Source organism: Streptomyces sp. ISL-11, assembly GCF_018614525.1.
Taxonomy (GTDB): Bacteria; Actinomycetota; Actinomycetes; order Streptomycetales; family Streptomycetaceae; genus Streptomyces.
This window is the reverse complement of sequence record NZ_JAGGOL010000045.1, coordinates 1-23,217: the sequence shown is the minus strand read 5'-3', so window position 1 is coordinate 23,217 and position 23,217 is coordinate 1. Positions and strand designations below refer to the sequence as shown.

At 70.1% G+C, this 23,217-nt stretch carries 18 protein-coding genes and 1 riboswitch; of the genes, 8 read left to right on the top strand and 10 right to left on the bottom strand.

Annotated features, from left to right (window positions below; genetic code table 11):
* Positions 1-426: 426 nt before the first annotated feature.
* The 4 genes from J7E86_RS11775 to J7E86_RS11760 all read left to right on the top strand — a co-directional run bounded on the left by J7E86_RS11775 (position 427) and on the right by J7E86_RS11760 (position 5,746).
* Positions 427-1,656 (top strand): PP2C family protein-serine/threonine phosphatase, encoded by a 1,230-nt coding sequence (locus J7E86_RS11775; RefSeq protein WP_215081542.1) that lies wholly within the window; start codon positions 427-429, stop codon positions 1,654-1,656.
* A 151-nt stretch (positions 1,657-1,807) separates the two neighbouring features.
* Positions 1,808-1,986: riboswitch (cyclic di-AMP (ydaO/yuaA leader) on the top strand.
* Positions 1,987-1,997: 11 nt separating this feature from the next.
* Positions 1,998-3,224: a peptidoglycan DD-metalloendopeptidase family protein gene (locus J7E86_RS11770; RefSeq protein WP_374223792.1), complete on the top strand. Its 1,227-nt coding sequence runs from the start codon at positions 1,998-2,000 to the stop codon at positions 3,222-3,224.
* Positions 3,225-3,293: 69 nt separating this feature from the next.
* On the top strand, positions 3,294-4,763 hold the full coding sequence (locus tag J7E86_RS11765) for an MFS transporter (protein WP_215081541.1): 1,470 nt from the start codon (positions 3,294-3,296) through the stop codon (positions 4,761-4,763).
* A gap of 38 nt (positions 4,764-4,801) precedes the next feature.
* On the top strand, positions 4,802-5,746 hold the full coding sequence (locus J7E86_RS11760; RefSeq protein WP_215081540.1) for an aldo/keto reductase: 945 nt from the start codon (positions 4,802-4,804) through the stop codon (positions 5,744-5,746).
* A 36-nt stretch (positions 5,747-5,782) separates the two neighbouring features.
* Here J7E86_RS11760 and J7E86_RS11755 read toward each other — a convergent pair whose 3' ends face one another.
* The 4 genes from J7E86_RS11755 to J7E86_RS11740 all read right to left on the bottom strand — a co-directional run bounded on the left by J7E86_RS11755 (position 5,783) and on the right by J7E86_RS11740 (position 8,515).
* Positions 5,783-6,082 carry a hypothetical protein gene (locus J7E86_RS11755; RefSeq protein ID WP_215081539.1) on the bottom strand — a complete coding sequence of 100 codons (300 nt, stop codon included), beginning with the start codon at positions 6,080-6,082 and terminating at the stop codon, positions 5,783-5,785.
* Positions 6,083-6,290: 208 nt separating this feature from the next.
* Positions 6,291-7,145 carry a hypothetical protein gene (locus J7E86_RS11750; protein ID WP_308312564.1) on the bottom strand — a complete coding sequence of 285 codons (855 nt, stop codon included), beginning with the start codon at positions 7,143-7,145 and terminating at the stop codon, positions 6,291-6,293.
* A gap of 309 nt (positions 7,146-7,454) precedes the next feature.
* A complete protein-coding gene (locus tag J7E86_RS11745; protein WP_215081538.1) occupies positions 7,455-7,670 on the bottom strand; it encodes a DUF397 domain-containing protein in 216 nt (71 codons plus the stop codon).
* A complete protein-coding gene (locus J7E86_RS11740) occupies positions 7,670-8,515 on the bottom strand; it encodes a helix-turn-helix transcriptional regulator (protein ID WP_215081537.1) in 846 nt (281 codons plus the stop codon). Before J7E86_RS11740 ends, J7E86_RS11745 begins: the two co-directional genes overlap by 1 nt.
* 314 nt (positions 8,516-8,829) lie before the next feature.
* Here J7E86_RS11740 and J7E86_RS11735 point away from each other — a divergent pair, with 314 nt between their 5' ends.
* Positions 8,830-9,333, top strand: a complete 504-nt coding sequence (locus J7E86_RS11735) for an ATP-binding protein (protein ID WP_215081536.1) — start codon at positions 8,830-8,832, stop codon at positions 9,331-9,333.
* A gap of 1 nt (position 9,334) precedes the next feature.
* On the opposite strand, the gene J7E86_RS11730 is transcribed toward J7E86_RS11735, so the two are convergent.
* Positions 9,335-12,472 (bottom strand): DUF3427 domain-containing protein, encoded by a 3,138-nt coding sequence (locus J7E86_RS11730; protein WP_215081535.1) that lies wholly within the window; start codon positions 12,470-12,472, stop codon positions 9,335-9,337.
* A 162-nt stretch (positions 12,473-12,634) separates the two neighbouring features.
* Between J7E86_RS11730 and J7E86_RS11725 the strand changes: the two genes are divergently transcribed.
* Positions 12,635-13,717, top strand: coding sequence for an MrcB family domain-containing protein (locus tag J7E86_RS11725; protein ID WP_215081534.1), 1,083 nt, complete (start codon positions 12,635-12,637; stop codon positions 13,715-13,717).
* A gap of 48 nt (positions 13,718-13,765) precedes the next feature.
* Here J7E86_RS11725 and J7E86_RS11720 read toward each other — a convergent pair whose 3' ends face one another.
* From J7E86_RS11720 to J7E86_RS11705, 4 genes are all read right to left on the bottom strand, one after another.
* On the bottom strand, positions 13,766-15,115 hold the full coding sequence (locus J7E86_RS11720) for a PrsW family intramembrane metalloprotease (RefSeq protein WP_374223791.1): 1,350 nt from the start codon (positions 15,113-15,115) through the stop codon (positions 13,766-13,768).
* A 99-nt stretch (positions 15,116-15,214) separates the two neighbouring features.
* Positions 15,215-16,036, bottom strand: coding sequence for a tRNA (guanosine(46)-N7)-methyltransferase TrmB (trmB, locus tag J7E86_RS11715; RefSeq protein WP_215081533.1), 822 nt, complete (start codon positions 16,034-16,036; stop codon positions 15,215-15,217).
* Between the two features lie 185 nt (positions 16,037-16,221).
* Entirely contained in the window at positions 16,222-17,430 is a 1,209-nt protein-coding gene (lhgO, locus tag J7E86_RS11710; RefSeq protein ID WP_215081532.1) for an L-2-hydroxyglutarate oxidase, read from the bottom strand.
* Between the two features lie 199 nt (positions 17,431-17,629).
* Positions 17,630-19,078, bottom strand: a complete 1,449-nt coding sequence (locus tag J7E86_RS11705; RefSeq protein WP_215081531.1) for an MFS transporter — start codon at positions 19,076-19,078, stop codon at positions 17,630-17,632.
* Between the two features lie 978 nt (positions 19,079-20,056).
* On the opposite strand from J7E86_RS11705, the gene J7E86_RS11700 reads away from it, so the two are divergent.
* Positions 20,057-22,186: an asparagine synthase-related protein gene (locus J7E86_RS11700; RefSeq protein ID WP_215081530.1), complete on the top strand. Its 2,130-nt coding sequence runs from the start codon at positions 20,057-20,059 to the stop codon at positions 22,184-22,186.
* A gap of 30 nt (positions 22,187-22,216) precedes the next feature.
* Here the strand turns inward: J7E86_RS11700 and J7E86_RS31610 are convergent, their stop codons facing one another.
* A complete protein-coding gene (locus tag J7E86_RS31610) occupies positions 22,217-22,849 on the bottom strand; it encodes an NPCBM/NEW2 domain-containing protein (RefSeq protein WP_308312565.1) in 633 nt (210 codons plus the stop codon).
* On the opposite strand from J7E86_RS31610, the gene J7E86_RS31855 reads away from it, so the two are divergent.
* The coding region (locus J7E86_RS31855) for a hypothetical protein (protein ID WP_251019005.1) at positions 22,818-23,217 on the top strand (400 nt) is incomplete at its 3' end. The two genes, J7E86_RS31610 and J7E86_RS31855, sit on opposite strands and share 32 nt — an antisense overlap.

Sequence of the window (23,217 nt, the reverse complement as noted above, 5' to 3'; positions counted from 1 at the left end):
GCGAGCGCTCGCGCCGTTCCGGCGGCCCCCGCCCGGGCAACGCCGTGGGCCGTCCGCGCCGCTCCGGTGGCACCGGCGGCGGCACCGGCGGTGGCCGCCGCTCCTCCACTGCCTGAGGTACGACCACAGCCTGAGGCACGACGCCGGGTGCGCGCTGAGCGCGCACCCGGCTTTGTTGCACGTGCCCTTTGACCCGCGCGTGCTTCTGACCCGCGCGTGCTTCTGACCCGCGCGTGCTTCTGACCCGCGCGTGCTCCTGACCTGCACGTGCTCCTGATCCCGCACGAAGTGCACCCCCGCACCCCGCATGGCGCATCAGCGTTCGACGCGGCGGGTGGCGCCCGGAAGGGTGGGAGGGGTGACGTGCGGGTCGGCCGGTCAGGAGAGAGCACGGTGGGGAAGCGAGACGGGCCAGGGCGGAACTCCGTGCGGAGCACGCCCGAGCGCGCCGATTGTTCCTCCCGGACCGGCTCCCCCGGCGGCGACGGGTCCTCGCGGGGAACCCGTGCCGCGGGCCGCGCGGCACACCGACTGCCGGCCGCCCTGATCGCCGGCGGTGTCGTCTTCGATCTCTGCACGCCGTCCGCGTACTCCTACGGCCCCTTTCTCTCGTCCGCCCCTCTCGTCGCGGCCTCCCTCTATTCCCTGCGCGCCACCGCCGCCACCGCCGTGGTCGCCGTGGCCGCCGCGATCGCGCTGGAGATCTACGAGCACGGGGACAACACCGTGCTGTCGGTGATCGAAGTCCTCACCATCGCGGTCGTCTCCCTCCTCGCCCTCGGTATCAACCGCATCGCCCGCCGCCGGCACCGGCAGCTGGCCTCCGCCCGAGGCATCGCGGAGACGGCACAGCGCGCCGTGCTGCCCGTACCTCCGGCTCGTATCGGTTCCCTGCGTGTGGCGGCGCGTTACGTCGCGGCGCAGGCCGACGCCCGTATCGGCGGCGATCTGTACGCCGTCCAGGAGACCCCGTACGGCGTGCGCGTCATCGTCGGCGACGTACGCGGCAAGGGGCTGGAGGCCGTGGAGGCGGTCGCCGTGGTGATCGGCGCGTTCCGTGAGGCGGCCGAGCAGGAGCGCACGCTGGAGGGGGTCGCGGCGCGGCTGGAGCGTGCGTTGCAGAGGGAGGGCGCCCGGCGCGCGAACCTGGATCAGTTCGAGGGTTTCACCACCGCCGTCCTGGCGGAAATGCCCTCTCGTGCACCCGTGTTGCGCCTGGTGAACCGAGGTCACCCGCCGCCCTTGCTGCTGTTCGCGGACGGCCGCGTCGCCGAGGCGGAAGCCGGCGTGCCCGCGCTGCCGCTCGGCATGGGAGATCTCGGCGCCTGGCCGGACCGGGCGGAGGAATGGGAGTTCCCCACGGGCGCGATGCTGCTGCTGTTGACGGACGGGGTGACCGAGGCCCGGAACGAGTACGGCGTCTTCTACGACCCGTGCACCCGCCTCGCCGGCCGGCAGTTCCGCGGCCCCGAAGCCCTGCTGGACGCCCTCGTCCTGGACGTCGCCCGCCACTCGGAGGGTCAGACGGCCGACGACATGGCCCTCCTGGCGATCCGGCGTGGTGACGGGCGTTACCACCACGCGAGACTGGGGACCGTCGCGGCGCCGACGGCCGCCGTGCGGAAGGCAGTCGGCTCGGCGCGTGGTCGGTCCTGATCGGTCCCGATCTGTGCCCATTCCGCCGAAGGGCAGGGCAAAGTGTGGTCAAAGCCCGCCAGTTCACGCTTTCGGCTTGGATTCCAGCCGCCATGTCTATTAACGTTCGATAACGGCGCGCGGTCGTCACAACCGCCGTAAGTGGCGGTGCCGTGCGCCTTCGCCGAATCCCTCGGGCACAGCAGCACCTGATCCACCAGTGATCCACCAGCAGCATTGGGGAACCGGGGAACCACCACCCTGGGGTGAATCGGGCCGCACTCCGGCTCGTAGGAGACCTTCCTGCTCCGAACCCGTCAGCTAACCCGGTAGGCGAGAAGGAAGGAAAGGAGTACGCCTCCGTGGCGTCCAACGAGCCTGCCCGCAATGCTCCTTACGACGAAGGTCCGTATGGGCCGACGTCCTACGACCCTCCGTACGAGCCGCCGTACGACCGTCCGTACGAGCCGGAGCCGTATCAGTCGGTGTCGTACGAGCCGATGTCGTACGAGCCGGTCTACGAGCCCGGTGCGGGGACCCCTGTCCGTGGCCGGCACCGGGTGGTCAAGCCGCGCGGCGGCACGATGGCCCGTAGCGGCGCGGTGCTCGGCGTCGGCGTCATAGCGGCGGTGGGCGCCGGCGGAATGGCGAGTGCCCAGAGCCGTCCGGCCGCGCCGATATCCATGCCGGACCTGTCGCGGATCCCCGGCGTCGGCGCGCTCCTGACCGGCGATACGGCCGGGCGGACCGACGCGGCCGCACCGCCCATGGTCCCCGGCGCCGACCAGCCGCTGAGCCAGGCGGGCCTGTCCGCCGAGGAAGCGGCCACCGGCACGGCGAACGCCGGCGAAACGCTCCGCGCCCGCATCCTCCAGCAGGCCGAGCACCAGCAGAGCGCCGCCGACGACCAGGCGCGCGCGTCCGTGGCGCAGGCGGCGGCGAAGACGCAGCGGCAGGCGGCGGCGGACAAGGCGGCGGAGGTGACCAAGGCGGCGGCCGAGGCGGCTGAGGCGGCCGAGGCGAAGGCCGCTGAAGTCGGGGCCAAGGCCGAAGCGCGGTCGCGGGAACACGCCGGAGCCGCAGAGGCGCAGAAGCCTCAGTCGCCGCGGAAGGCCGGGAGCGCGGGGGAGCGGCAGACCGGCCGGGCGGGCGGCTCAGCGGGTGGTCAGGCGGCGGGCAGGAGTGCCCGCTCGGGCTCGTTCACCCTCCCGGTCGGCTCGTACACCCTGACCGCCGGTTTCGGGCAGGCGGGCAATATGTGGTCCGCGAACCACACGGGTGAGGACTTCGCCGCCCCGACCGGTACGCCCGTCAAGGCGGTGGGCAGCGGCACGATCACACAAGCAGGGTGGGCGGGCGCGTACGGCTACCGCATCGTGCTGAAGCTGGACGACGGGACGGAGCTGTGGTTCTGCCACCTCTCGTCGATGGTGGCCACCTCGGGCAAGGTCACCGGCGGTCAGGTGATCGGCCGGGTCGGTGCGACCGGCAATGTCACCGGCCCGCACCTGCACCTGGAGGTACGGCCGGGCGGCGGCTCGCCGGTCGACCCGCTGTCGTGGCTGCGCGCGCGGGGGCTCCAGCCGTAGAGGCCGCACAGGCGAGGGGACCGTCCTCCGGTCGTGCATACTCCGCCCGCCACGGGCTACCCGCTACCCGTGACGACGAACGCGACGATCACCACCTCGGTGCCCGCCCGGCTCGACCGGCTGCCCTGGTCCCGCTGGCATTGGACGGTGGTGATCGGCCTCGGCACCGTATGGATCCTGGACGGTCTGGAGGTCACGGTCGTCGGCAACATCGCCGGCCGGCTGTCCGAGGAGGGGAGCGGCCTGCCCATCACGTCCGGCCAGGTCACCGGCCTGGCGGCGGCTCTCTACGTGGCCGGGGCGTGCTCGGGGGCGCTGTTCTTCGGCCGGATGACCGACAAGTTCGGGCGGAAGAAGCTCTTCATCGTCACGCTCGCGGTCTATCTGGCCGCGACGGCGCTGACCGCGCTCTCCTTCTCCTCCTGGTGGTTCTTCGCGTTCCGCTTCCTGACCGGCTTCGGCATCGGAGGTGAGTACGCGGCCATCAACTCCGCCATCGACGAACTGATCCCCGCCACCTTCCGCGGCCGGGTGGACCTGATCATCAACGGGAGCTTCTGGATCGGCGCGGTCGGCGGTTCGCTGCTGTCCATCCTGATGCTGGACACGGACGTGTTCCCGGCGGACGTGGGGTGGCGGCTGACCTTCGCGCTGGGCGTGGTGCTGGGGCTGGTCATCCTGCTCGTACGCCGCCATGTACCGGAGAGCCCGCGCTGGCTGTTCATCCATGGGCGAGGGGGCGAGGCAGAGGAGCTGGTGACGTCGATCGAGCGCCGTGTCGAGGCGGAAAAGGGCACCGAACTACCGCCGTCCGAAGGCGAGATCACCATTCACCAGCGGGAGGCGACCACCTTCGCCGAGATCGCTCGTACGGTGTTCTCGGACTACCGGCGGCGCGCCGTACTCGGCCTGGCGCTCTTCATCGGCCAGGCTTTTCTCTACAACGCGATCACCTTTGGCTTCGGCGCCATTCTGACGACGTTCTTCGACGTCTCCACTTCGCACACCGGCTACTTCTTCGCGGTCATCGCGGCGGGCAATTTCATGGGCCCGCTGCTGCTGGGCAAGCTCTTCGACTCCGTCGGCCGGCGCGTCATGATCTCGTCGACCTATCTGCTGTCCGGCCTCCTCCTCTTCGGCACCGCCTGGCTCTTCGGCGCCGGCCACCTGACCGCGAACACCCTCACCGCCTGCTGGGCCGTCGTCCTCTTCTTCGCCTCGGCGGGCGCGAGCAGCGCGTACCTCACGGTTTCGGAGATCTTCCCGATGGAGACCCGGGCCATGGCGATCGCCTTCTTCTACGCGCTGGGCACGGCGGCCGGCGGCATCAGCGGCCCGCTGCTGTTCTCCGGCCTGACCAGCAGCGGAGTGGTCGGGGACACGGTGCTGGCGTTCCGGATCGGTGCGTCGCTGATGTGCGCGGCCGGTCTGGTGGCGGCGTTCCTGGCCGTACCGGCGGAGCGGCGCTCGCTGGAGTCGATCGCGGCACCGTTGTCGACACGAAGCGGAAAACCGGTGCCGACGCCGGTCCCACGGTGAGCGGAATACCCTCCCCCGTAAGAAAGTTGCACCAGAACATGGCTGACACTCACAAGAAGATCGGCGACCTCTCCGTCCACCCGCTCGCCCTCGGCGGCAATGTCTTCGGTTGGACGGCGGACGAGGCGGAGTCCTTCGCGGTGCTCGACGCGTACGCGGCGGCAGGCGGCAATTTCATCGACACCGCCGACGTCTATTCCGCGTGGGCCCCGGGCAACAAGGGCGGCGAATCGGAGACCGTCATCGGCAATTGGTTCGCGTCCCGCGGCAACCGTGCCGACATCGTCCTGGCCACCAAGGTCGGCGCGGGCTACCCCAAGCCTCGCGGCCTGTCGGCGGACGTGATCAAGTCGGGCGTCGAGGACTCCCTGCGGCGCCTGCGCACCGATTACATCGACCTCTACTACACGCACTACGACGACCCGTCCGTGCCGGTGGAGGAGTTCATCACCGCCCTCGACGCACTGGTGAAGGAGGGCAAGGTCCGCGAGATCGGGGCCTCCAACATCACCGCGGCGCGGCTGGCCGAGGCCCTCGCCTTCTCCGACTCCACGGGCCTGGCGAAGTACGCCGCGATCCAGCCCCAGTACAACCTGGTCTCGCGCGAGACGTACGAGGGCGAGCTCGCGGACGTCGCCGCCCGCCACGGCCTGGCGGCGATCCCGTACTACGCCCTGGCCTCCGGCTTCCTCACCGGCAAGTACCGCCCGGGCGCGACGGTCGACAGCGCCCGCGCCGAGGGCGCCGGAAAGCACCTGGAATCCGAGCGCGGCCGCCGCGTCCTGACGGCCCTGGACGAGGTCGCCGAGGCCCACGACGCCGAGGTCGCGACGGTCGCCCTGGCCTGGCTGGCGTCCCGCCCGACGGTCGCTTCCCCCCTGGCCAGCGCCCGCACGGTGAACCAGCTGCCGGCCCTGCTGGCGGTGGCGGACCTGAAGTTGACGGCCGCGGAACTGACGAAGCTGACGGAGGCGTCGGCGTAGGACACAGGGTGTGGGGGCCGAGCCCCCACACCCTGGTCAGGCCCGGCTCTCCACAACCCAGGAAGCCAGCGCGACCCCACCGGCAACGGCGAAGACGGACGGCCAGGCGCCGATCCTCTTGGCGAGCGGGTGCGACCCGGCGAAGGCAGCCACGTACAGCCCGGTCAGCGCGGCAGCCTTCGGAGCCCCCGCCTTCCCGGCCCACTGCCGCGCGGCCACGGTCCCGGCAGCAGCCAGCGCCACCCCACCGAGCGGCCGCTTCTTGGTCCACCGGGCGATGCCATAGCCACCGACAAGCCCACCAGCGGCAACAACAGACGTCGGAATCTGACCCATCCCGCAACCTCCGCATCAAGGAACGAACTGCCTCACTCCAAGCTAACTTCACGGCCCACGGACCTTGAAGGGCGGGGCGCCGAGCCCGGCCCGCCGTCGCCGGAGCGGAGGCTGTACGGATCACCCGGGCGTGGTGAGGTTGTCCTCGATCCTGCCCAGCAGCGTGGCGACGGCGGTCCGCTCCGATTCGTCGAGGCCGTGCAGGGGGCTAGCGGCTCGCCTTGGCGAGGGCGCGCAACTGCGAGACACGGGCGTGGACCGCGTCCTGCGGCGGGGTGGACGGTTCCGAGGGCGGCGCATCGCCACGACAGGCGCGGCACAGGCCGCCGGGGAACGCTTCGGGTCGACCGGGAGTGCCGCAGCCGGTGCATTCCATGATCAGACGAGGCGGCGGCGCGTAGGCGGTCTCCGGCCGTTCGGGAGGCAGCCTGTCGATGAGCCTCTTGCGAGTGAAAGCGCCCGGGCAGTGGATGACGTCGGGCAGCCCCGCCGTGAGGATCCGTGCGAACTCCAGCGGTGTGACACCCCGGGCGAACCACTCGGCGGCGAGCTCTTCGAGAGCGGCGCACTCGGCGGCGGAGAGCGTCAGGCGAGGGTCGGAGCAACCGAGGCTGGCCAGGGCGATGTACGCGGGGGAACGCTCGTTCCGCGCCCTTTCCCGGGACGGTTCCTGGGCCGGGGGCGCGGACCGCCGGGAGTTACGGGCGGCCAGGAAGGCCTCCCACCAGTCATCGCCACGCGCGGTGCGGGAGAAGTACGAGCGCGACACCCACTGCGTACAGCCTTCGACGGGCTCCCTGAAACGCCGCAGGTGACCGGCCACGGAGAGGGCCCTGAGAGCGGAGGCCACGGCCTGCTGCCCGTAGGCGGGAAGTTCCTTGGCGAGGGTCTTGATGTCGACGGCGGCACCGTCGGGAAGCCGGTCGAGGTGAGCGGCGATCGACGCTTCGCGGGCGGGCAGATGAGCGAAGTCGTCCCGGGTGCGGGGGGCTTGATCAGGGACGGTTCGCTTGCCGTAGCCGGGAGCGGCCATGGGGGCGGGGGTAGGCTGTGCATCAGCCACGAGATCACGTTCCTGATCTAGGTGGTCAGACCCCGGCTTGGTGTTGGTAGCACCGGCCGGGGTTGTTTGTTGAGCCGCACGCTACACAGCAACAGCATGGTGTGGCGACTCGGTTGCAGAAAGTCAACACATCTGCTTACGCGTACGCTCGCGCGAGCTGGGAGGGAGGGTGGGGGAAGGCCCACCACCCATTCCGTGTATGGATCGCTCGGGTCCCGAATCCCGAGTCTCGGGTTCTCAAATCGCCTGCTAGAGCGGCCGGATGACGGCCACACCGCCGCCGAAACCCGAGCTTCGGGTGGCAGGGTGTCAGCCGATCGCGCCGCGCCGTATGTCTCCGACGAACTCCGCCCAGGCCATGCACGAGAAGGCGAGTACGGGTCCGGCTGCCTTCTTGGAGTCACGGATGGCGGTCCTGCCGTCCGCAGTGCGCGCTGCCTCGACACACTCGGTCGCGGTACCGCCGCTGTACGAGGACTTCACCCACTGGAGCTCGCTGTCTCCGGGGCGTATGTCGCCGTCCATCAAAGCTCCTTGCAGACCCGATCGATGGCTGTCGCTGATGCATCGACATCCAGCGCCTGCGCGCACAGGTATTCGAAGGCCAATCTATAGCGTTCGAGCTCCTGCGGCTTCTCCATGAACAGGCCACCGCCAAGGATGTCGAGGTAGGCGACGTCCAGGGAGGAGTCGGGGCCACCGAGGATGACGAAGCTGGTCACAGCAGCGGCGTGCGCGCCTGCGGAGAACGGGAGAATCTGCACGCTGATGTCCGGGGAGCGGGCACTGACCAAGAGGTGTCGAAGTTGCTCGCGCATGGTGGCGCGACCGCCTGTAACCCTACGGATGACGGCTTCGTCGATCACCGCACGCAGGCGAGGAGGCTCGTCTCGCGTGAGCAGTTCCTGTCGCCTCATGCGGATGTCAACCATGTGCGTCACCTCTTGGTCGGTGCAACCCACTTCCGAGGCCCTGTGGACGGCCTCGGCGTAGGCCCGGGTCTGCAGAAGGCCGGGTACGTACATGCAGGCGTAGTGATCCTCTCGGACCACCTCGTTCTCAAGGGTCAGCATGAGGTTCATCGACTCGGGGACGGGGTCCGCCAGAGAACGCCACCAGCCTTGAATTCGAGCGCCCTTGGCGAGTTCGACGAGGGCCTGACGCTCGGCATCGGATGCCCCGTACTCACGGCAGAGGGCGTCGACGGCCGGCCACTTGACCGACCCTTCTTTGGTCTCGTACCGGCTCAGTGTGGCTTTCGAGATGCCCACACGCCCGCCTGCCTCTTCCAACGTGAGGCCCTTGCGTTCACGGAGACGGCGTAGGTCCGCGCCGAGCTGACGCCGTCGGGTGGTGGGCCCCACTGTCATGGTCGTGCTCCTCCTCATGCGAATCGTGCTGAGCCTGCACGGGGCGCTACGCCGAGCGCAAGGGAGTGCGCGCCGGGGCGTGCAGGCTTTGAAGTACTCCCATTATCTCGATATGAGAGTTCCATTTCGAGATAAACGCTGTCACGCTCGGGAGCGCACCACTTCACTCAACTCGCTTTGCTGAAGGTGAGATCGGCATGTGCAACCCTCCGAACGCCGTGTCACGCAGGAGCTGTGAAATCCCCTTCGTCGCTGTTTCTGAACGGCTCCACCACCTTGGGAGGACCTTGGCTTCCAGCCTCAGACTCTGGGGCGTGCCCCACCTCCTGGACCCGGTCCAACTGTGCGCGGCCGAGCTCGTCACCTATGTCATCTCCCATGTGGGAGCCAAGACGCCGACCTGGGTGACGATGTCGCTCGACGGCCCGTACATCAGGATCGAGGTCCGAGACCCCGACCCACGCCGATTCCCGGCACAGGGTCCGCGCCTCATTGAGGCCGTGGTCGACCGCTGGGGCGTGGTCTCGCACGACTACGGCAAGACGACATGGTGTGAGCTCGCCACGGGGCTCCCGGCGAAGGAACGCCCCCCGACGAACCCCCGGCTGGCAGGCATCGAGGCCCTCCTCACCCTCTACGGCCGCGTCGCTGCATCCAGCGGAGCCGGCTCTCCGCTCAGCCGTGTCGCATCCGAGGAGGCGGCAACAGAACTCATCGCCGACCTCCTCCACTGGCTCCGAGCCCACGGCGCCGACCCGGATACGGCCCTGGACCGCGCACAGACGCGCTACGAGGCGGTGCTAGCCCAGTTTGCGTAGGTCAGCTGGCAGCAATGGCGGAGTATGTCCACACATCGGCCGGCATCTCGTGCTTGAGCTTCCAGATGATGGCCATCGGGTTACTGCCCTCATGCGAGACGTACTCAGCCGGGCCCAGTAGCATCCAGGGCTGCGCGCCGCCGATGTCGTTCTTCTTATACCGGCGGACGAACAGGAAGACGTCAGAGCCCTGTTCCTTGTGCGTCTGGTATCGAACACCCGTGGGCGAGCAGTTGGATGTCTGGTTCTGAGACTCCCAGTGGAAGAGCTCGGGACTCCGGGCGTAGTCCTTGTACCGCGTCTCCGGCGAGAAGTCCCTCTCGTCCTTCTCAAGGGTGATGAGAAGGGCATCTACCTTGGCGTCCTGGCACCACTTCACCCCCTCACGGAAGTGCCCGGGCAGAAAGCCTCCCAGCTCCGCTTGCCCCAGAGCAGGGAGAATCTCTTCCCTGCTGTAGGAGGCGTGCACGGTCAAGGGGGCGTTGGCCCGAGGCCCAACAAGCTGGACGGGCAGGTGCTCAGTGTGAGCAAGGTTGTAGCTCAGAACCTGGCGCAATTCACTACGGAACGCTGATTGCGTAGCCAGCGCGCGGAAGCCCTCATCGTATGAGGTGTAGCCCCCGCCAAGCGGCCAAAGCGAGAAGAAGAGCATCCGGGCGTATGCCTGGCCGCGCTCGTCCAAGGTCTCATAGCTGGGCGCGTCGTCTTCAAGCATCCGACTATAGGAGGCAACGCGGTCCGGGTCATCGACGTGCAGGAATGCCGAGACGCGCTTAAGTAGCGCTTCTTCTCCCTCGGGTCCACCCTCTGCAAGTAGGTGAGCCCTGCGGAGCAGGCGTGTCCAGGAATTGCCAGCGCGGTAGAGCTCCTTGAGCTCTCGCTGACTCTCGCGGAGGTACTCCGGCAGCGCGGGTAGCGAGTAGGCGGCAACCTCCCTCGTCAGCTGCGCGACGTTGACATTGATCTGGTTCTTGATGTTTTCCAGAATGCGCTTCTTCGACTTCCGGTCGAGCACAATTTGACAACCCGAAGGAAGCAGCGGGAAGTCCCGTTCCATGTTGTCCACAAGGCGCTTGCGGGTGAGGTTGGTCAAGGCCCGGAACTGCTCTTCGAAGCGGAACTCTTTGCGGTGCTGCCCGATGAAGTCGAGGACGGTGAGGACCGCCTTGTCGGGCGTACGCCGGAGCCCGCGGCCGAGCTGCTGGAGGAAGACCGTGGCACTGGAGGTGGGCCTCAACAGGAGCAGGGTGTCCACGTCGGGGATGTCCAACCCCTCGTTAAACAGGTCCACGGAGAAGAGGACCTGAATCTTTCCGTCCCGCAGATCAGCCAGTGCCTGTGCGCGTTCAGGCGATGGTGTTGAGCCGTCGAGGGCCTTGGCGTTGAGCCCTGCCTGTTGGAAGAATTGGGCCATGAAGTGCGCATGGGCCACTGATACGCAGAACCCCAGGGCGCGCATACTGCCCGGATCTGTCACCTTGTCCTGTACAGCCTTGACGACCAGTCGGGCCCGGGCGTGGTTGCCGGTGAACAGCTTGTCCAGCTCGCTTGCGTCGTAGGCCCCGCGCTTCCAGGTGAGGCCTTCCAGATCTACGCTGTCGGCAATGCCGAAGTAGTGGAACGGGCTGAGGAGGTCATTCTCCAGCGCTTCCCACAGGCGCATCTCAGCGGCGATGCGTCCGTCGAAAAACTCATCTTGTACGTTCTGCCCGTCCATTCGCTCAGGGGTAGCAGTCAGCCCCAAGAGCTCTGCCGGCTTGAAGTGATCAAGGATGCGGCGGTAGGTCGGTGAGACGCCATGATGGAACTCATCAATGACGATCACGTCGAAGTGATCCGGAGCGAATCGCTCGAGGGCCTGAGCGTTCAAGGACTGGACACTGGCGAAGACATGAGTCCAGTCGTCGGGCACCTCCCCGCCGACCCAGAGCTCCCCAAAGTTGGCGTTGTTGAGGACATGTTGGTAGGTGACAAGTGATTGCTTGAGGATCTCCTTGCGGTGCGCAACAAAGAGAAGCTTGAGTTTGCGGTTCTGAAGCTTTGTGCGTAGCGCCCGATAGTCGAGCGCGGCCATGACCGTCTTTCCTGTGCCCGTTGCCGCGACGAGAAGGTTCTGGTGTCGATCGTGGACGTCGCGTTCGATCTGGAGCCGCTCCAGCATGTCCTTCTGGTGGGGATACGGCCGCACCTCAAGGCCAGACAGGCTGACGGTTGTGACGTCTCCTCGCTGCCTACCTCCAGCCTGCCGCAGTGCTTCCTCTAGCCGTTCCCCGTCCTTCTCGGGGTCGTAAGACTCGAAGGCAGCCTCACTCCAGTACGAGTCGAACGTGGCCTCGAACTTCCTCAGCACTGCCGGCGTCGCCACGGACGACAGCCGAACGTTCCATTCCAGGCCGTCGAGAAGGGCTGCGCGGGAGAGGTTGGAGCTGCCGACGTAGGCAGTTTCGTATCCACTGTTCCGACGGAACAGCCAGGCCTTTGCGTGCAGACGTGTGGACCTGAGCTCGTAGTTCACCTTGACTTCGGCGTTGAAGTCCCTGACCAGTCGGTCCAGCGCCTTCCGCTCCGTGGCGCCTATGTACGTGGTTGTGATGACCCGGATCGGTACGCCACGGGATGCCGCACCCGCGAGAGATTCCTCGAGCACGCGCAGCCCGTGCCACTTCACGAAAGCGCACAGCAGGTCGACGCGGTCTGCGGTGGCGAGCTCAGCTCGCAGTTCGAAGCCGAGGTTGGGGTCGTCGGGCGAGTTGGTGAGCAGTGCAGTGTCGGACAGGGGAGTAGCAGGGCGGATGTTGTACGCGCCTGGGTCTTCCTGCTCGGCGATGGCGAGCAGCTGACGTGGGCCTTCCGCGATCACCTCAACCCACTGCTGTGCTCCTTCGAGACTGCTCATGGACTCGAGGATGTGGTTGGCCGCCACTACCTGCTCGGACGGGCTCAGCGAGGTAAGGATCCGGTGGACGGTTTGGCCGACATGGCGTGCCAACACGTGGGGAGAGGAGTGTTCTCCGACTGGCTGGGCGGTGGCCTTCCAGCCGTTGGCCTGCAGCTCCATCAGGCGCTCCTCGAGGCGCGAGGTGATCAGCTGCTCGTAGAGCCCTGGTACAGGTGCGTGGTGACTGAAGCGCTCACTCATGGACGTATGCCCCCTGTCTTCCAACTGGTGGCCAAGTTCTACCAGTGGGGTACGACAGAGGGGGTGGCACGTTCTCAGGAGGGAGCACACTCGGTGGCGCATTCGCATCGGGATCTGGCCGCAGGGTGACGTTTTGTGATCAAGTCTGAGTAGGGTCCGGTCATGGGGATCCGTGATTTGCTCAGCGAGGTAGCTGCCACCTACGACAAGGGGGCGGGTACGCAGGGGAGCGTGCCTGGTCAAAAGCTTTTGCGTGATGCCAAGGCGTACCTTGCCTCAGCTGTGCCACCTGGCTATGTGGCGGAGGGACACGGAGGCAACGGCGGGGCCACAGAGACCCCTTGGATCGGGGTGTTTGACCCGCACCTCAACCGGGACCCTAAGACTGGGCTCTACCTCGCCTATATCTTTGCCGCTGACCTTGAGACGGTCACTCTCACGCTCCAGCAAGGCGTGACCGGACTGCCTCCGCACTTGGGCGAGGGGAAACGACGCCGGGACTATCTGGAACCCAGGGCGCAGGCGTTGCTGACTGCGCTCCCGGGGGAGTTGGTGGCCGGTTGGGACGTCCGCCCGGCCTTGAAGAGCCAGCTCTCGGGCCCCTTGTCCTACCAGGCGGGGAGCGTGGTGGCGCGGTGCTACGACCTGGCTGCCATGCCGAGTGAGGGCAGCCTGCGCGAGGACCTCTGGCACATGGCCGAGGCTTTTCAGCAAGCTGCTGCGGCGTTTGAAAAGCTCTCGATCAAGGAAGCGCCCAGCGGGCTAGCGGTGTCCTACGTGGCGAGGGTGCACGGCAAGCCCAGCCTCGAAGGCTTTCGCCCAAAGGACAGCAGCGACTATGTCGCTCACATCCCTGAGCGGACGATTAAGAAGACCCGTGATCACGAGGACCTCATAAACCGGTTTGTGACGTACATCAGGCAACGAGGGTTCGCGGCTGCCACCGAGCACCCCAAGGATCTGGTGCTACGGAAGGGCGACCACGAGTGGTTGGTCGAGGCCAAGACCATCAAGCATGGCAACCCAACGTCGGCTGTGCGCCAGGCCGTGGGGCAGCTCTTTGAGTACAGCCACTTCCTCTGTGAGGACAACGCCCCCGCCAAGCCACATCTGGTGGGGCTGTTCACCGAGGACATCAAGGGCTACACCCCGTACTTGGAAAGCTTGGGCATAGTCTCCGTCTGGATGACGCCTGGAGGCTGGGAGGGCTCTCCCTCTGCGGTTTCTTCTGGTCTGGTCGACTGAGAAAAACGATTCGGCGCTCTGGATGTGTCCTCCCAGAGCGCCGAATCGTCAGCGGTACTGGCTCGGCCCTTGGGGCCACCCAGTGCTCAGGCCAGGCCATGACCCCGGCGGGATGGGCGTGAACGGCCGCGGCACCGCCGCCGACGCATGCGCCAGTGCCGGCTGGGCCACCTGCTTCCGCTGCCACAAGTGGTGCAGCAGTTCCTGCTCGCGTGCCGTGAAGTCCCTGCCCGCCGTGCCGCGGTAGGCGCGCTGGCGGAGGAAGGCCAGGGACGTCGCGAAGGAGATGTACTCGGCCACCGCGCGGGCCGCCGTCGGGCCGCCCGTGCGGCGGGCCAGGTCGCGGGCTATGCCGCGGGCGCGCATCGAGGACAGGGCGATCGGCTCCGGCGGGGTGAGCCAGCCCGCCGCCTGGTAGGCGGGGAGGTGGACGCGGATGGTGCGCAGCTCGTTCTGGCGGGACCAGATGGCCAGCCAGGTCAGGACGCCGAAGACCGGGACCATGAAGAGGCCGTAGACAGCGAGGAAGCCCAGCGGCGGCAGGGTCGCCGAGCCGTTCCAGACCCCGTGCAGGACCATCGCGGTCAGCAGGGCCGCCAGCGGTACGAGGAAGCGGCGCACCCGGCGGTGCGGGGCCAGGGTCGCGGCGATGCCGAAGCCCAGGCCGGTCATCGAGGTGAAGAGCGGGTGGGCGAACGGCGACATCACGACGCGGATGAAGAACGTCGCCGCCGTCGAGCCCAGCCCCGAGTAGCCGAAGCTCTGGTCGTTGGCGAAGGCGTTGCCCAGGTAGAGGATGTTCTCGGTGAACGCGAAGCCCGTGGCCGTGATGCCGGCGATCACGACGCCGTCGACGATGCCGTTGAAGTCGCGCCGCCGGTAGAGGAAGAGGAGCAGCACCGCGGCCGCCTTGGCGCTCTCCTCCACCACCGGTGCGACGAAGGTGGCACCCCACGCGTCCGCGTCGGCGCGCTGGGCCACATCGACCGTGGTCAGCAGCCACTTCGTGGCGTAACCATTCGCCAGAATGGCCAGTAGGGTCGCCGCGCAGGCGCCCCAGGCGAAGGCGAAGACCAGGTTGCGCCAGGGCTTGGGCTCGACCCGGTCCATCCAGCGGAACGCCGCCACCAGCAGCGGTACGGGCAGTACCGCCAGCCCCAGGCCCACCAGGAAGCCCTCGGTGCCGGTCTGCTCGCGCACCAGGGCGAGGATGACCAGACCGCACAGCGCGAGCAGCATGATCAGCGCGCCGGCGCGCACCGCTTTGTGGTCCCACAGGGCGCGCCGCGGCTTGTACTGCCAGCCCGCCGGCGCGGGCATGGCGGGAAAGCTCGGCTGCTGCCCGTGGGCGGGCGCCGGCCCGGCGATCGGCTGCTGGTGGGGCGGGGACTCATGCACCCGATGACCCTAACCAAGGGCGCGAGCGCACAACGGACGGTTTTCCGCCCTTGGGGGTCGGGTTCGTCACTCGGGCCAACACCCCCCACCGACCTCGGACTACACCGCCCGCCGCCTGAACATCACGTCGTGCACCACGTGCCCCTTGTCCAGCCCCTGACCCTCGAACCGGGTCAGCGGCCGGAAGTCCGGACGCGGCGCGAAACCGCCGTCGGCCTGAGTGTTCTCGAAGTCCGGAGAGGCCGAGAGCACCTCCAGCATCTGCTCGGCGTACGGCTCCCAGTCCGTCGCGCAGTGCAGCAGCCCGCCCGGCGCGAGGCGGGTGGCGGCCAGCGCGAGGAACTCCGGCTGGATCAGCCGGCGCTTGTGGTGCCGCTTCTTCGGCCACGGGTCCGGGAAGTAGACCCGGATGCCCGCGAGCGCGTCGGGCGCGAGCATCTCGCGGAGCAGGATGATCGCGTCGCCGTTGGCGACCCGGACGTTGGCCAGGCCATTGCGCTCGGCAAGGGCCAGGAGGTTGCCCTGGCCGGGAGTGTGCACGTCACAGCCCAGGATGCCGGTGCCGGGGTCGGCGGCCGCCATCTGTGCCGTGGCCTCGCCCATGCCGAAGCCGATCTCCAGGACGACCGGCAGCTTCGGATCACCGAACAGCTCGCCGAGGTCCAGGCGGCTCATGCCGTCGATGTCCAGTCCCCACTTCGGCCAGAGCCGGCGCAGGGCCTCGCCCTGGCCGGTGGTCACCCGGCTGCGGCGCGGCTGGAACGAACGGATGCGGCGCTCGTGGTGCGAGCCTGCCGGATCCGGAGCCGGACCATCGGGGAACATCGGCTCGCGCCTGCGGGCCTCGGAAGCCGAACGGGCGACGTCGGAAGCCTGGGTGGCGCGGTCGGCGGCTGGGGTGGGGGCAAGGTTCTCGGACACAGTGCTCCAATTCTACGGGCGTGTCGAGGTACGGATCCGGGTCCGGCGTACGGGGTCCGACGGCTCCGGTGCCGGGCTCCGGCCCACGGTTGCGGGCTTCCGGGCGTACGGAGAGCCTGCGGGCGGGCGTACGGACCTGGTCGCGCGTGACAGCGCTCACGCGGAAACGCCGGCCACCGTCCCCCTCACCCCAGCGCCGCCAGCACTCTCGCCGCCACCTCCCGACCGATCGGCAGCGAGGCCGTCGCCGCCGGGGACGGCGCGTTCAGTACGTGCACCATGCGCGGGGACTGCGCGAAGAGGAAGTCGTCCACCAGCGTGCCGTCCCGCAGCACCGCCTGGGCCCGCACACCCGACGGCGCCGGTATGAGGTCGTCCGCCGTCACCTCCGGCAGCAGCCGGCGCACCGCCTCCGTGAAGGCGCGCTTGGACAGGGACCGCCGTACCTCGCCCGCGCCGTACCGCCAGTGCCGGCGGGCGATCCGCCAGGAGCCGGGGTAGCCGACCGTCCCGGCCAGCTCTCCGGGGCGTACGGTCAGCCGGCCGTACCCCTCCCGTGCCAGTGCCGGCACCGCGTTCGGCCCCAGGTGGACGCTGCCGTCGATGCCGCGCGTGAGGTGGACGCCCAGGAAGGGGAACGCCGGGTCCGGAACCGGATAGACGAGGCCGCGCACCAGCTCCGTACGCGAGGGGGACAGTGCGTAGTACTCGCCGCGGAACGGCACGATCCGCATGCCCGGGTCGTCGCCCGCCAGCCGGGCCACCCGGTCGCTGTACAGCCCCGCGCAATTGACCAGGGCGCGGGCGCGCAGCACCTCGCCCAGGGCCGTGCGCACCGCGACCCCCGAGGACCGCCGGTCGATCACCCGCACCTCGGCGCCGTACCGCACCGACGCCCCCGCGTCCTCGGCGAGGCGGGCGAGCCGGGCGGCGACCGCGGCGTAGTCGCACACGCCCGTGGTGGCGACGTGGATGGCGCCCAGCCCACGGACGTGGGGTTCGCGCTCGGCTATCTGGGCGGGGCCGAGCTCCCGTACGGGGATGCCGTTCTCCCGGCCGCGCTGGACCAGGGTGTGCAGCCGGGGCAGCTCGGAGTGGTCCGTGGCGACGATCAGCTTGCCGGTGACCTCGTACGGCAGGTCGTGCTCGGCGCAGAACTTCACCATCTCGGCGGCGCCCCGCACCGCGAACCGCGCCTTGAGCGAACCGGGACGGTAATAGACACCGCTGTGGATCACACCGCTGTTGCGCCCGGTCTGGTGGAGGGCCGGCCCCGCCTCCTTCTCCAGGACGACGACGCGCGTGCCCGGAGCGGCGCGTGTGATCGCGTACGCCGTCGACAGGCCCACGATCCCGCCCCCGACCACCAGCACATCGCAGTCGTACGCCCTCACCACGTCACCTCCCCGCGCCGGCCGGGCACCCACGACCCGGCACCCCTCACCCTCAGCGCCTCACCCACGCTCCCATCATGACCTGTGCCACTGACAACGGGCCGAAACCCAGGTCACACCGGGGGAGGGAACGGGAGGGGAGGGGAGGGAGGAAGGAGGGGAAAGTGATCACCCAGGTCGTGATCACTCAGCCGTGATATCACCCCAACGACACCAACAGCGGCCGCGCCCGCTCCCGCAGCTCGACCACCCGCGGCTCGTCCCCGTACGGCTCCAGGCGGTGCAGCAGATCTCGTACGTACTCGGTCGTGCGCGCCGACGAGATCCGGCCCGCGACCTCCACCGCGCGCGTGCCGGCCGCGCACGCCGCGTCCAGATTGCCGGACTCCAGCTCGGCGACCGCCGACACCACCAGACGCAGCCCGTGCGAGCGCACGAACTCCTCCGTCGGGCGGGCCAGCGCCTGCTCCGTGAAGCGCTGCACCTGCCGCGGCATCCGCAGATCGCGGTAGCACTCGGCGGCGTCCGCCGCGAACCGCTCCTGACTGTAGAAGTCCAGCCACGACGGGTCGGGGTCGCCCGCCCGCGCCCGTTCCAGCCAGCCCTCGGCCGCCTTGAGCGCGGCCCCGCAGGCCGGGGCGTCGCCCGCCTTCGCCTGCGCCCGCGCCTCGACGAGCCGGAAGAAGCTCATCGTGCGCGCGGTGGCCAGGCCGCGGTTGCGCTCCAGCGCCGCCTGCGCCAGGTCCACGCCCTCGTCGGCGAAGCCCCGGTAGGTGGCCTGGAGGCTCATCGACGCCAGGACGTAACCGCCCAGCGGCACATCGGCGGCCGCCCGGGCGAGCCGCAGCGCCTGGATGTAGTAGCGCTGAGCCGCCTCCTGCTGGCCGGTGTCGAAGGCCATCCACCCGGCGAGCCGGGTCAGTTCGGCCGTCGCGCCGAACAGGGCGCGCCCCACGTCGTCGCTGTACGAACCCAGCAGCAGCGGCGCCGCGTCGACCCGCAGGCACTCCGGCACCATCGACGAACGCCAGTCGCCGCCACCGTACTTGGAGTCCCACCGCCGGGCGTCCTCGGCCGCCTCCCGCAGTTTGGACACGTCGCTGTGGCCCACGCGCTGCGGCAGCCCGCAGTCGCCGCAGGGGCCGCTTTCGGCCTCCTTGGCGGCCTGGTGGGCCTCCCGGGCCACCGAGCTGTCGGCCGGGGTTATCAGCCAGCGGGACGCGGGCGTGGCATAGGCGCTGACGGAGAAGGATCCGGCCAGGCTCTGCCAGATGCCACCACCCCCGCGCCGACCGGCCAGATCCAGCCTGTACAGCTCCGTCGCGGACCGCACCGCCTGGCCGACATCGCGCGGAAAGGCCAGCCCCACCTCGGGCGCCGGATCGGCGTCCGCGAGGCCGATCTCGTGCAGGGGAACGGGCCGGCCGAGCTTCCCGGCGATCGCCGCGGCGATCAGATGAGGCGCCGCGCCCTGGGGCACCATGCCCTTGGAGACCCAGCGGGCCACGGACGTCTTGTCATAGCGGAGTGTCAATCCCCGCTGCGCACCGAGGTCGTTGACCCTCCGCGCGAGACCGGCGTTGCTGATCCCGGCGAGGACGAGGACGGTGCCGAGCTTCTCGTTCGGCCCGCGTGGCTCCCTGGACATGCGCACCCCTCGGCAACAGCGACGCCCGCCCCGGCATAGGCACGAGGCATTCGTAAACCCAGCGTAGTTCCCCGCATCCCGACCGTTAAGAGGTGATGTCCCGGATGGCGAGATTCGGGTCCGTGCGGACGTGCATCGAGGGGCACGTGCTCCGGTTGTGTGTGGCTGTGCGCCCACCCGTGCGCTCTTTCCGCGCCAACCGGGGCGCGCTTCCATGGGAGATGCGTGGGTTGGCCCGCTGCACTGGATCCAGTGGGCTGGGGGAAGCCGCCGCCTCATTCCCCGCGGGCGGCGGAGCGGTCCGGGAGGCGTTCGCTCGCCTCCCGGACCGTCACATACGGGTCGAAGCACCGGGCGAGTGCGCCCCCGGGCCTCGGCCCGTACGGAGTTTGGCCGGAACTCGCCGCCCGGCAAGCCGGGGTCGCGCGGCTCCCGATGGCTGGGCGGTGTCCGGCGGATCATGTGGGCGGGCGGCTGCGGCTACGTCGCGCGCACCACCGCTGTGCGGTGGTGTCCTCAAGCGCCGGACGGGCTGAAAGGGCCGCGCCGAGCGAGCAACCGCCTTGCCGGGCACCCGTCATGGGACTCGCACATCAACCCGAGGCGCGCCACGCGCGTACACCTCGGATCCTCGAACCCTCAGTCGTGACAGCATGGCCTCAGCAATGGGCATGACGGGCAAGGTGGTTGCGGGCGCCGCCGTGACGACGGCGACAGAACCGCTACGAGCTCCGGGTGGTGCCCACAAGCGCCCCCGCCGCCACCCCGGCGCGCCACTTCACCCCGCAATCAGGTGAGTTGCGGGAAAAGCGCAACCGGCGTGTCGCCCGTTTCGCCGCCCCAACCGTCGGCCCACTGTGCATGATGACTGCACTTGATGTCTGCGCCCGATGTCCGGTGCCTGATATCGGGCCCAATATCCGTGCCCGACGCACGATGACCGCACGTGATGGTTGTCCACAGCCTGTGGAGGCGGCAATGCGCTGGTTGGTGGGGTGGAGCAGCACCGCCTCAGGGACCGGTCCCCGTGCCGCGCCGCGCAACGGCGACGGCCCGACGGTCCACCCCGTCGGCGCACAGCTCCTGTGGGGCGATCCGGCCCCCCTGTGGGCGGTCGGTGACTGGCGCCCGGACGAGGTGCGCGTCGTCCAGGCGGACCCCTTCACCCGCCTCGCCGTCCTCGGCCGCTGCGGCGCCGGCGACGAGGAGCTGCGGGTCGGGCTGATCGCGGCGCGCGGCGGGGCGCTCCGGCACCTCACCGCCTGGCCGGGCGGCTACACCGCCGTTGCCCAGGTCGGGCGGCGCGTCACCGTCACCGCCGACCTCGCCGGGGCCCGGCCCGTCTTCCACACCGCCTGGGCCGGCGGCACCGCCTACGCCACCGCCGCCCTGCCGCTCGCCGACCTCATCGAGGCCCAGCTCGACGTCGGCCACCTCGCCGCGCTCCTCGCCTGCCCCGACTCCCCGGAAGTCCTCGGCGACGGCACGCCCTACCAGGGCGTACGGCGCGTGCCCCCGGGGCACGCCCTGGTACTGCGCGACGGCGCACGCGACATCGTCGGGTACGAGCCGACGGCCTCGCTCGCCGTCGCCGCACCCCAACTCGCCCCCGACCGGGCCGTCGACGGCATAAGGGACGCCCTCGTCGAGGCCGTACGCGCCCGCCTGGCGGCCCCCCGTCACGCCCCGGACCACCGCTTCGGCGACCTCGACCCCGGCCCCGTACCCGGCATGGGACCGGCCCAGCGCCGCGCCGCACGCGGCGGACCGGCACCCGGCATCGGTGCCGACCTCTCCGGAGGCAGCGCCTCCGCCACGCTGGCGCTTCTCGCGGCCGGACTTCCCGGCGTCCCCGGAACACCTCTCGGGCACGGCACCGGCGCCGGCGAACGGCTCCTCGCCGTCACGTTCAACGACCTCGCCGCCGGCGGCAGCCGCGCCCGGGAGGCCGAACTCGAACGGGCCCGCGCCATCGCCGCCAACCCCCGCCTGCACCACGTGGTCGTCGCCGCCGGCGAGGAAGCCCTCCCCTACGCCGACCTGGCGAGCGGCCCGCTGACCGACGAACCCGGCCCCTCCCTCGTCACCGCGGAACGCCACCGGCGACGGCTGACCGCGGGCAGTGCCGACCACCTCGTCGGACACGGCGCGCGACAAGTACTTGACGCGCACCCCGCCCGACTCGCCGATCTGCTCATGGACCGCCGAAGACGTCACCTGCTGCGGCCCGTATCGGCGCTCGCCCGCGCCGACGGACCGTCGACGCAGTCCCTCTTCGTGCCGTTCACCGTCTACCGCGCGGCGCGCCGGCTGGCCCGTACGTCCTTCCGGGAGGGCCTGGAAGCGGCCGCCGCCCTGCTGCTGGCGCCCGAGTTCCCCGCCATGGACGACCCCTCCACCGCCGCCCCGTCGGCGCCCGGCGGAGCGGTGGACGCCTCGCTCGCCGCCCTCACGTGGTGCCGCCCCGGGCCGGCCGCACGCTGGCTCACGGGGGAGGCTCTCGCCGAAGTATCGGTTCGCCTCCAGGCGGCGGCCGTCCGCCCGACGGGCCTCCTGCAACGCCCGGGGGAGCGCCGCGCCGCCGCCTCGCTCGCCCGGCACGCGGCGGACCACCGCGTACTCGAACAGGCCGCCGAGGTCCGCAGCCAGCGCCTCCACGCACCCTTCCTCGACAACCAGGTCGTACGGGCCTGCCGCGCCCTCCCGGAGGCGCTCCGGGTGCAGCCGGGGGCGCGCGCGTCCGTGCTGCGCGCGGTCCTCGCGGGCTCCGGCGTCCGCGAACTGCCGGCCGGCTGGGGTGCCACGTCCCATGCCTCGCACGCGGCGGCCGTCCGCGCGGGCATCAGAACCTCCATGGAGCCCCTGCTGGAACTCTTCGACGCACCGCTGCTGGCCGACGCCGGGCTCGTCGAGGCCCGGGTGGTACGAGCCGCCCTGCACGCGGCGGCCCAGGGCCAGGCGCTCCCTCTGGACGGCTTGGCGGAACTGGTCTCCACGGAGCTGTGGCTACGACGCCTGCTCGCCCGGCGCGGCACCTGCTGGACGGGATCGGCGGCACCACGGCAGAGAGCGGTGGCGGGAGGGGTCACCCCGCGGCCGAGCCTGTGACGCTCGGGCGGCACGGGGCGGAGGGCGCTGCTACCAGCGCTCCACGCCCTCCCCGCTGCCCCCGTCACCGCACGTGATCCGCGACCGCGCCCAGTCGGCCACGGCCACCGCCCCCGGCGCGGACCCCGGCTCCACGACCAGCCGGATCGACCGGTACCCCGACAGCGGCACGTGCACCGGCACCGCCGCCTCCCCGCCCCGCACGACGCCCGATCGCCACAGCCGCGTATCGCCGCCGTAGACGGAGAACCGGACGTCAGCGATCTCGAAGGTCATGTCGTCGACGCCCACCATGGCGTCATAGGCCGTGCAGGGACGGTTCAGGTCGATGGTGACCGACGACATGCCGTGCACGCTGACGCCATGACGGTAGGCGGCCCCGCCGATCCACAGGCCGTAGCGCTGCCACAGCCAGCTGCTCCCGGCGAGCCGGATCTCCGGCCCGGTGCCGTCCCCGAGGCCCGCGTAAGGGAGCTGATTGAGCTCGTAGACGGCCTCCGGGGCCGGCGGAGGGGTCGGGGACGGTGACGGCCGGGGCGTCGGCGTCGGTGGGTGCGCCGGCGGTGGCGGGGCCTGCGGACGCGGCGCGGACGGGCTTGGCGGAGGCGGGCTCAGGTGGGGCGTCGGCGGCGTGGAAGGAGCGGAAGCCGCCTGCTTCGGCACGGGAGGGGGCGGGGCGGGCGCCTTCGTCGCTCTCGGCGTCGGTGTGGGCGAAGACGTCGGTGTGGGCGTAGGCGTGGGTGTGGACGTGGGCGTGGGAGTCGGTGTGGGCTCGTGCGAGGGCCTGCGAGGCGACGGCGCGGGTACGGCCGGGGGCGCCGTGGCCTTGGCCTGTGACTTCTTCGCCGGCTCCGGGGAGTTCGCCATCAGGGCGTACGCGACCACGGCACCGGCCGTGACCAGCGCCCCGGCGGCGATCCCGAGCTTGACCGGTGCGCCCAGCCCCTCGCCCGCCGCCGCGCCCCCGGAACCGCTCCCCGCACCGGACCCTCCGGCACCTCCGCTCGCGGCCGCCGCCCCCGCCCCCGCGC

Coding starts and splice junctions, on each gene's coding strand:
- J7E86_RS11760 (WP_215081540.1), top strand. CDS start 4,802: ATGGCTGACACTCACAAGAAGATCGGCGACCTCTCCGTCCACCCGCTC.
- J7E86_RS11755 (WP_215081539.1), bottom strand. CDS start 6,082: ATGGGTCAGATTCCGACGTCTGTTGTTGCCGCTGGTGGGCTTGTCGGT.
- J7E86_RS11745 (WP_215081538.1), bottom strand. CDS start 7,670: ATGGACGGCGACATACGCCCCGGAGACAGCGAGCTCCAGTGGGTGAAG.
- J7E86_RS11740 (WP_215081537.1), bottom strand. CDS start 8,515: ATGACAGTGGGGCCCACCACCCGACGGCGTCAGCTCGGCGCGGACCTA.
- J7E86_RS11730 (WP_215081535.1), bottom strand. CDS start 12,472: ATGAGTGAGCGCTTCAGTCACCACGCACCTGTACCAGGGCTCTACGAG.
- J7E86_RS11725 (WP_215081534.1), top strand. CDS start 12,635: ATGGGGATCCGTGATTTGCTCAGCGAGGTAGCTGCCACCTACGACAAG.
- J7E86_RS11705 (WP_215081531.1), bottom strand. CDS start 19,078: ATGTCCAGGGAGCCACGCGGGCCGAACGAGAAGCTCGGCACCGTCCTC.
- J7E86_RS11700 (WP_215081530.1), top strand. CDS start 20,057: ATGCGCTGGTTGGTGGGGTGGAGCAGCACCGCCTCAGGGACCGGTCCC.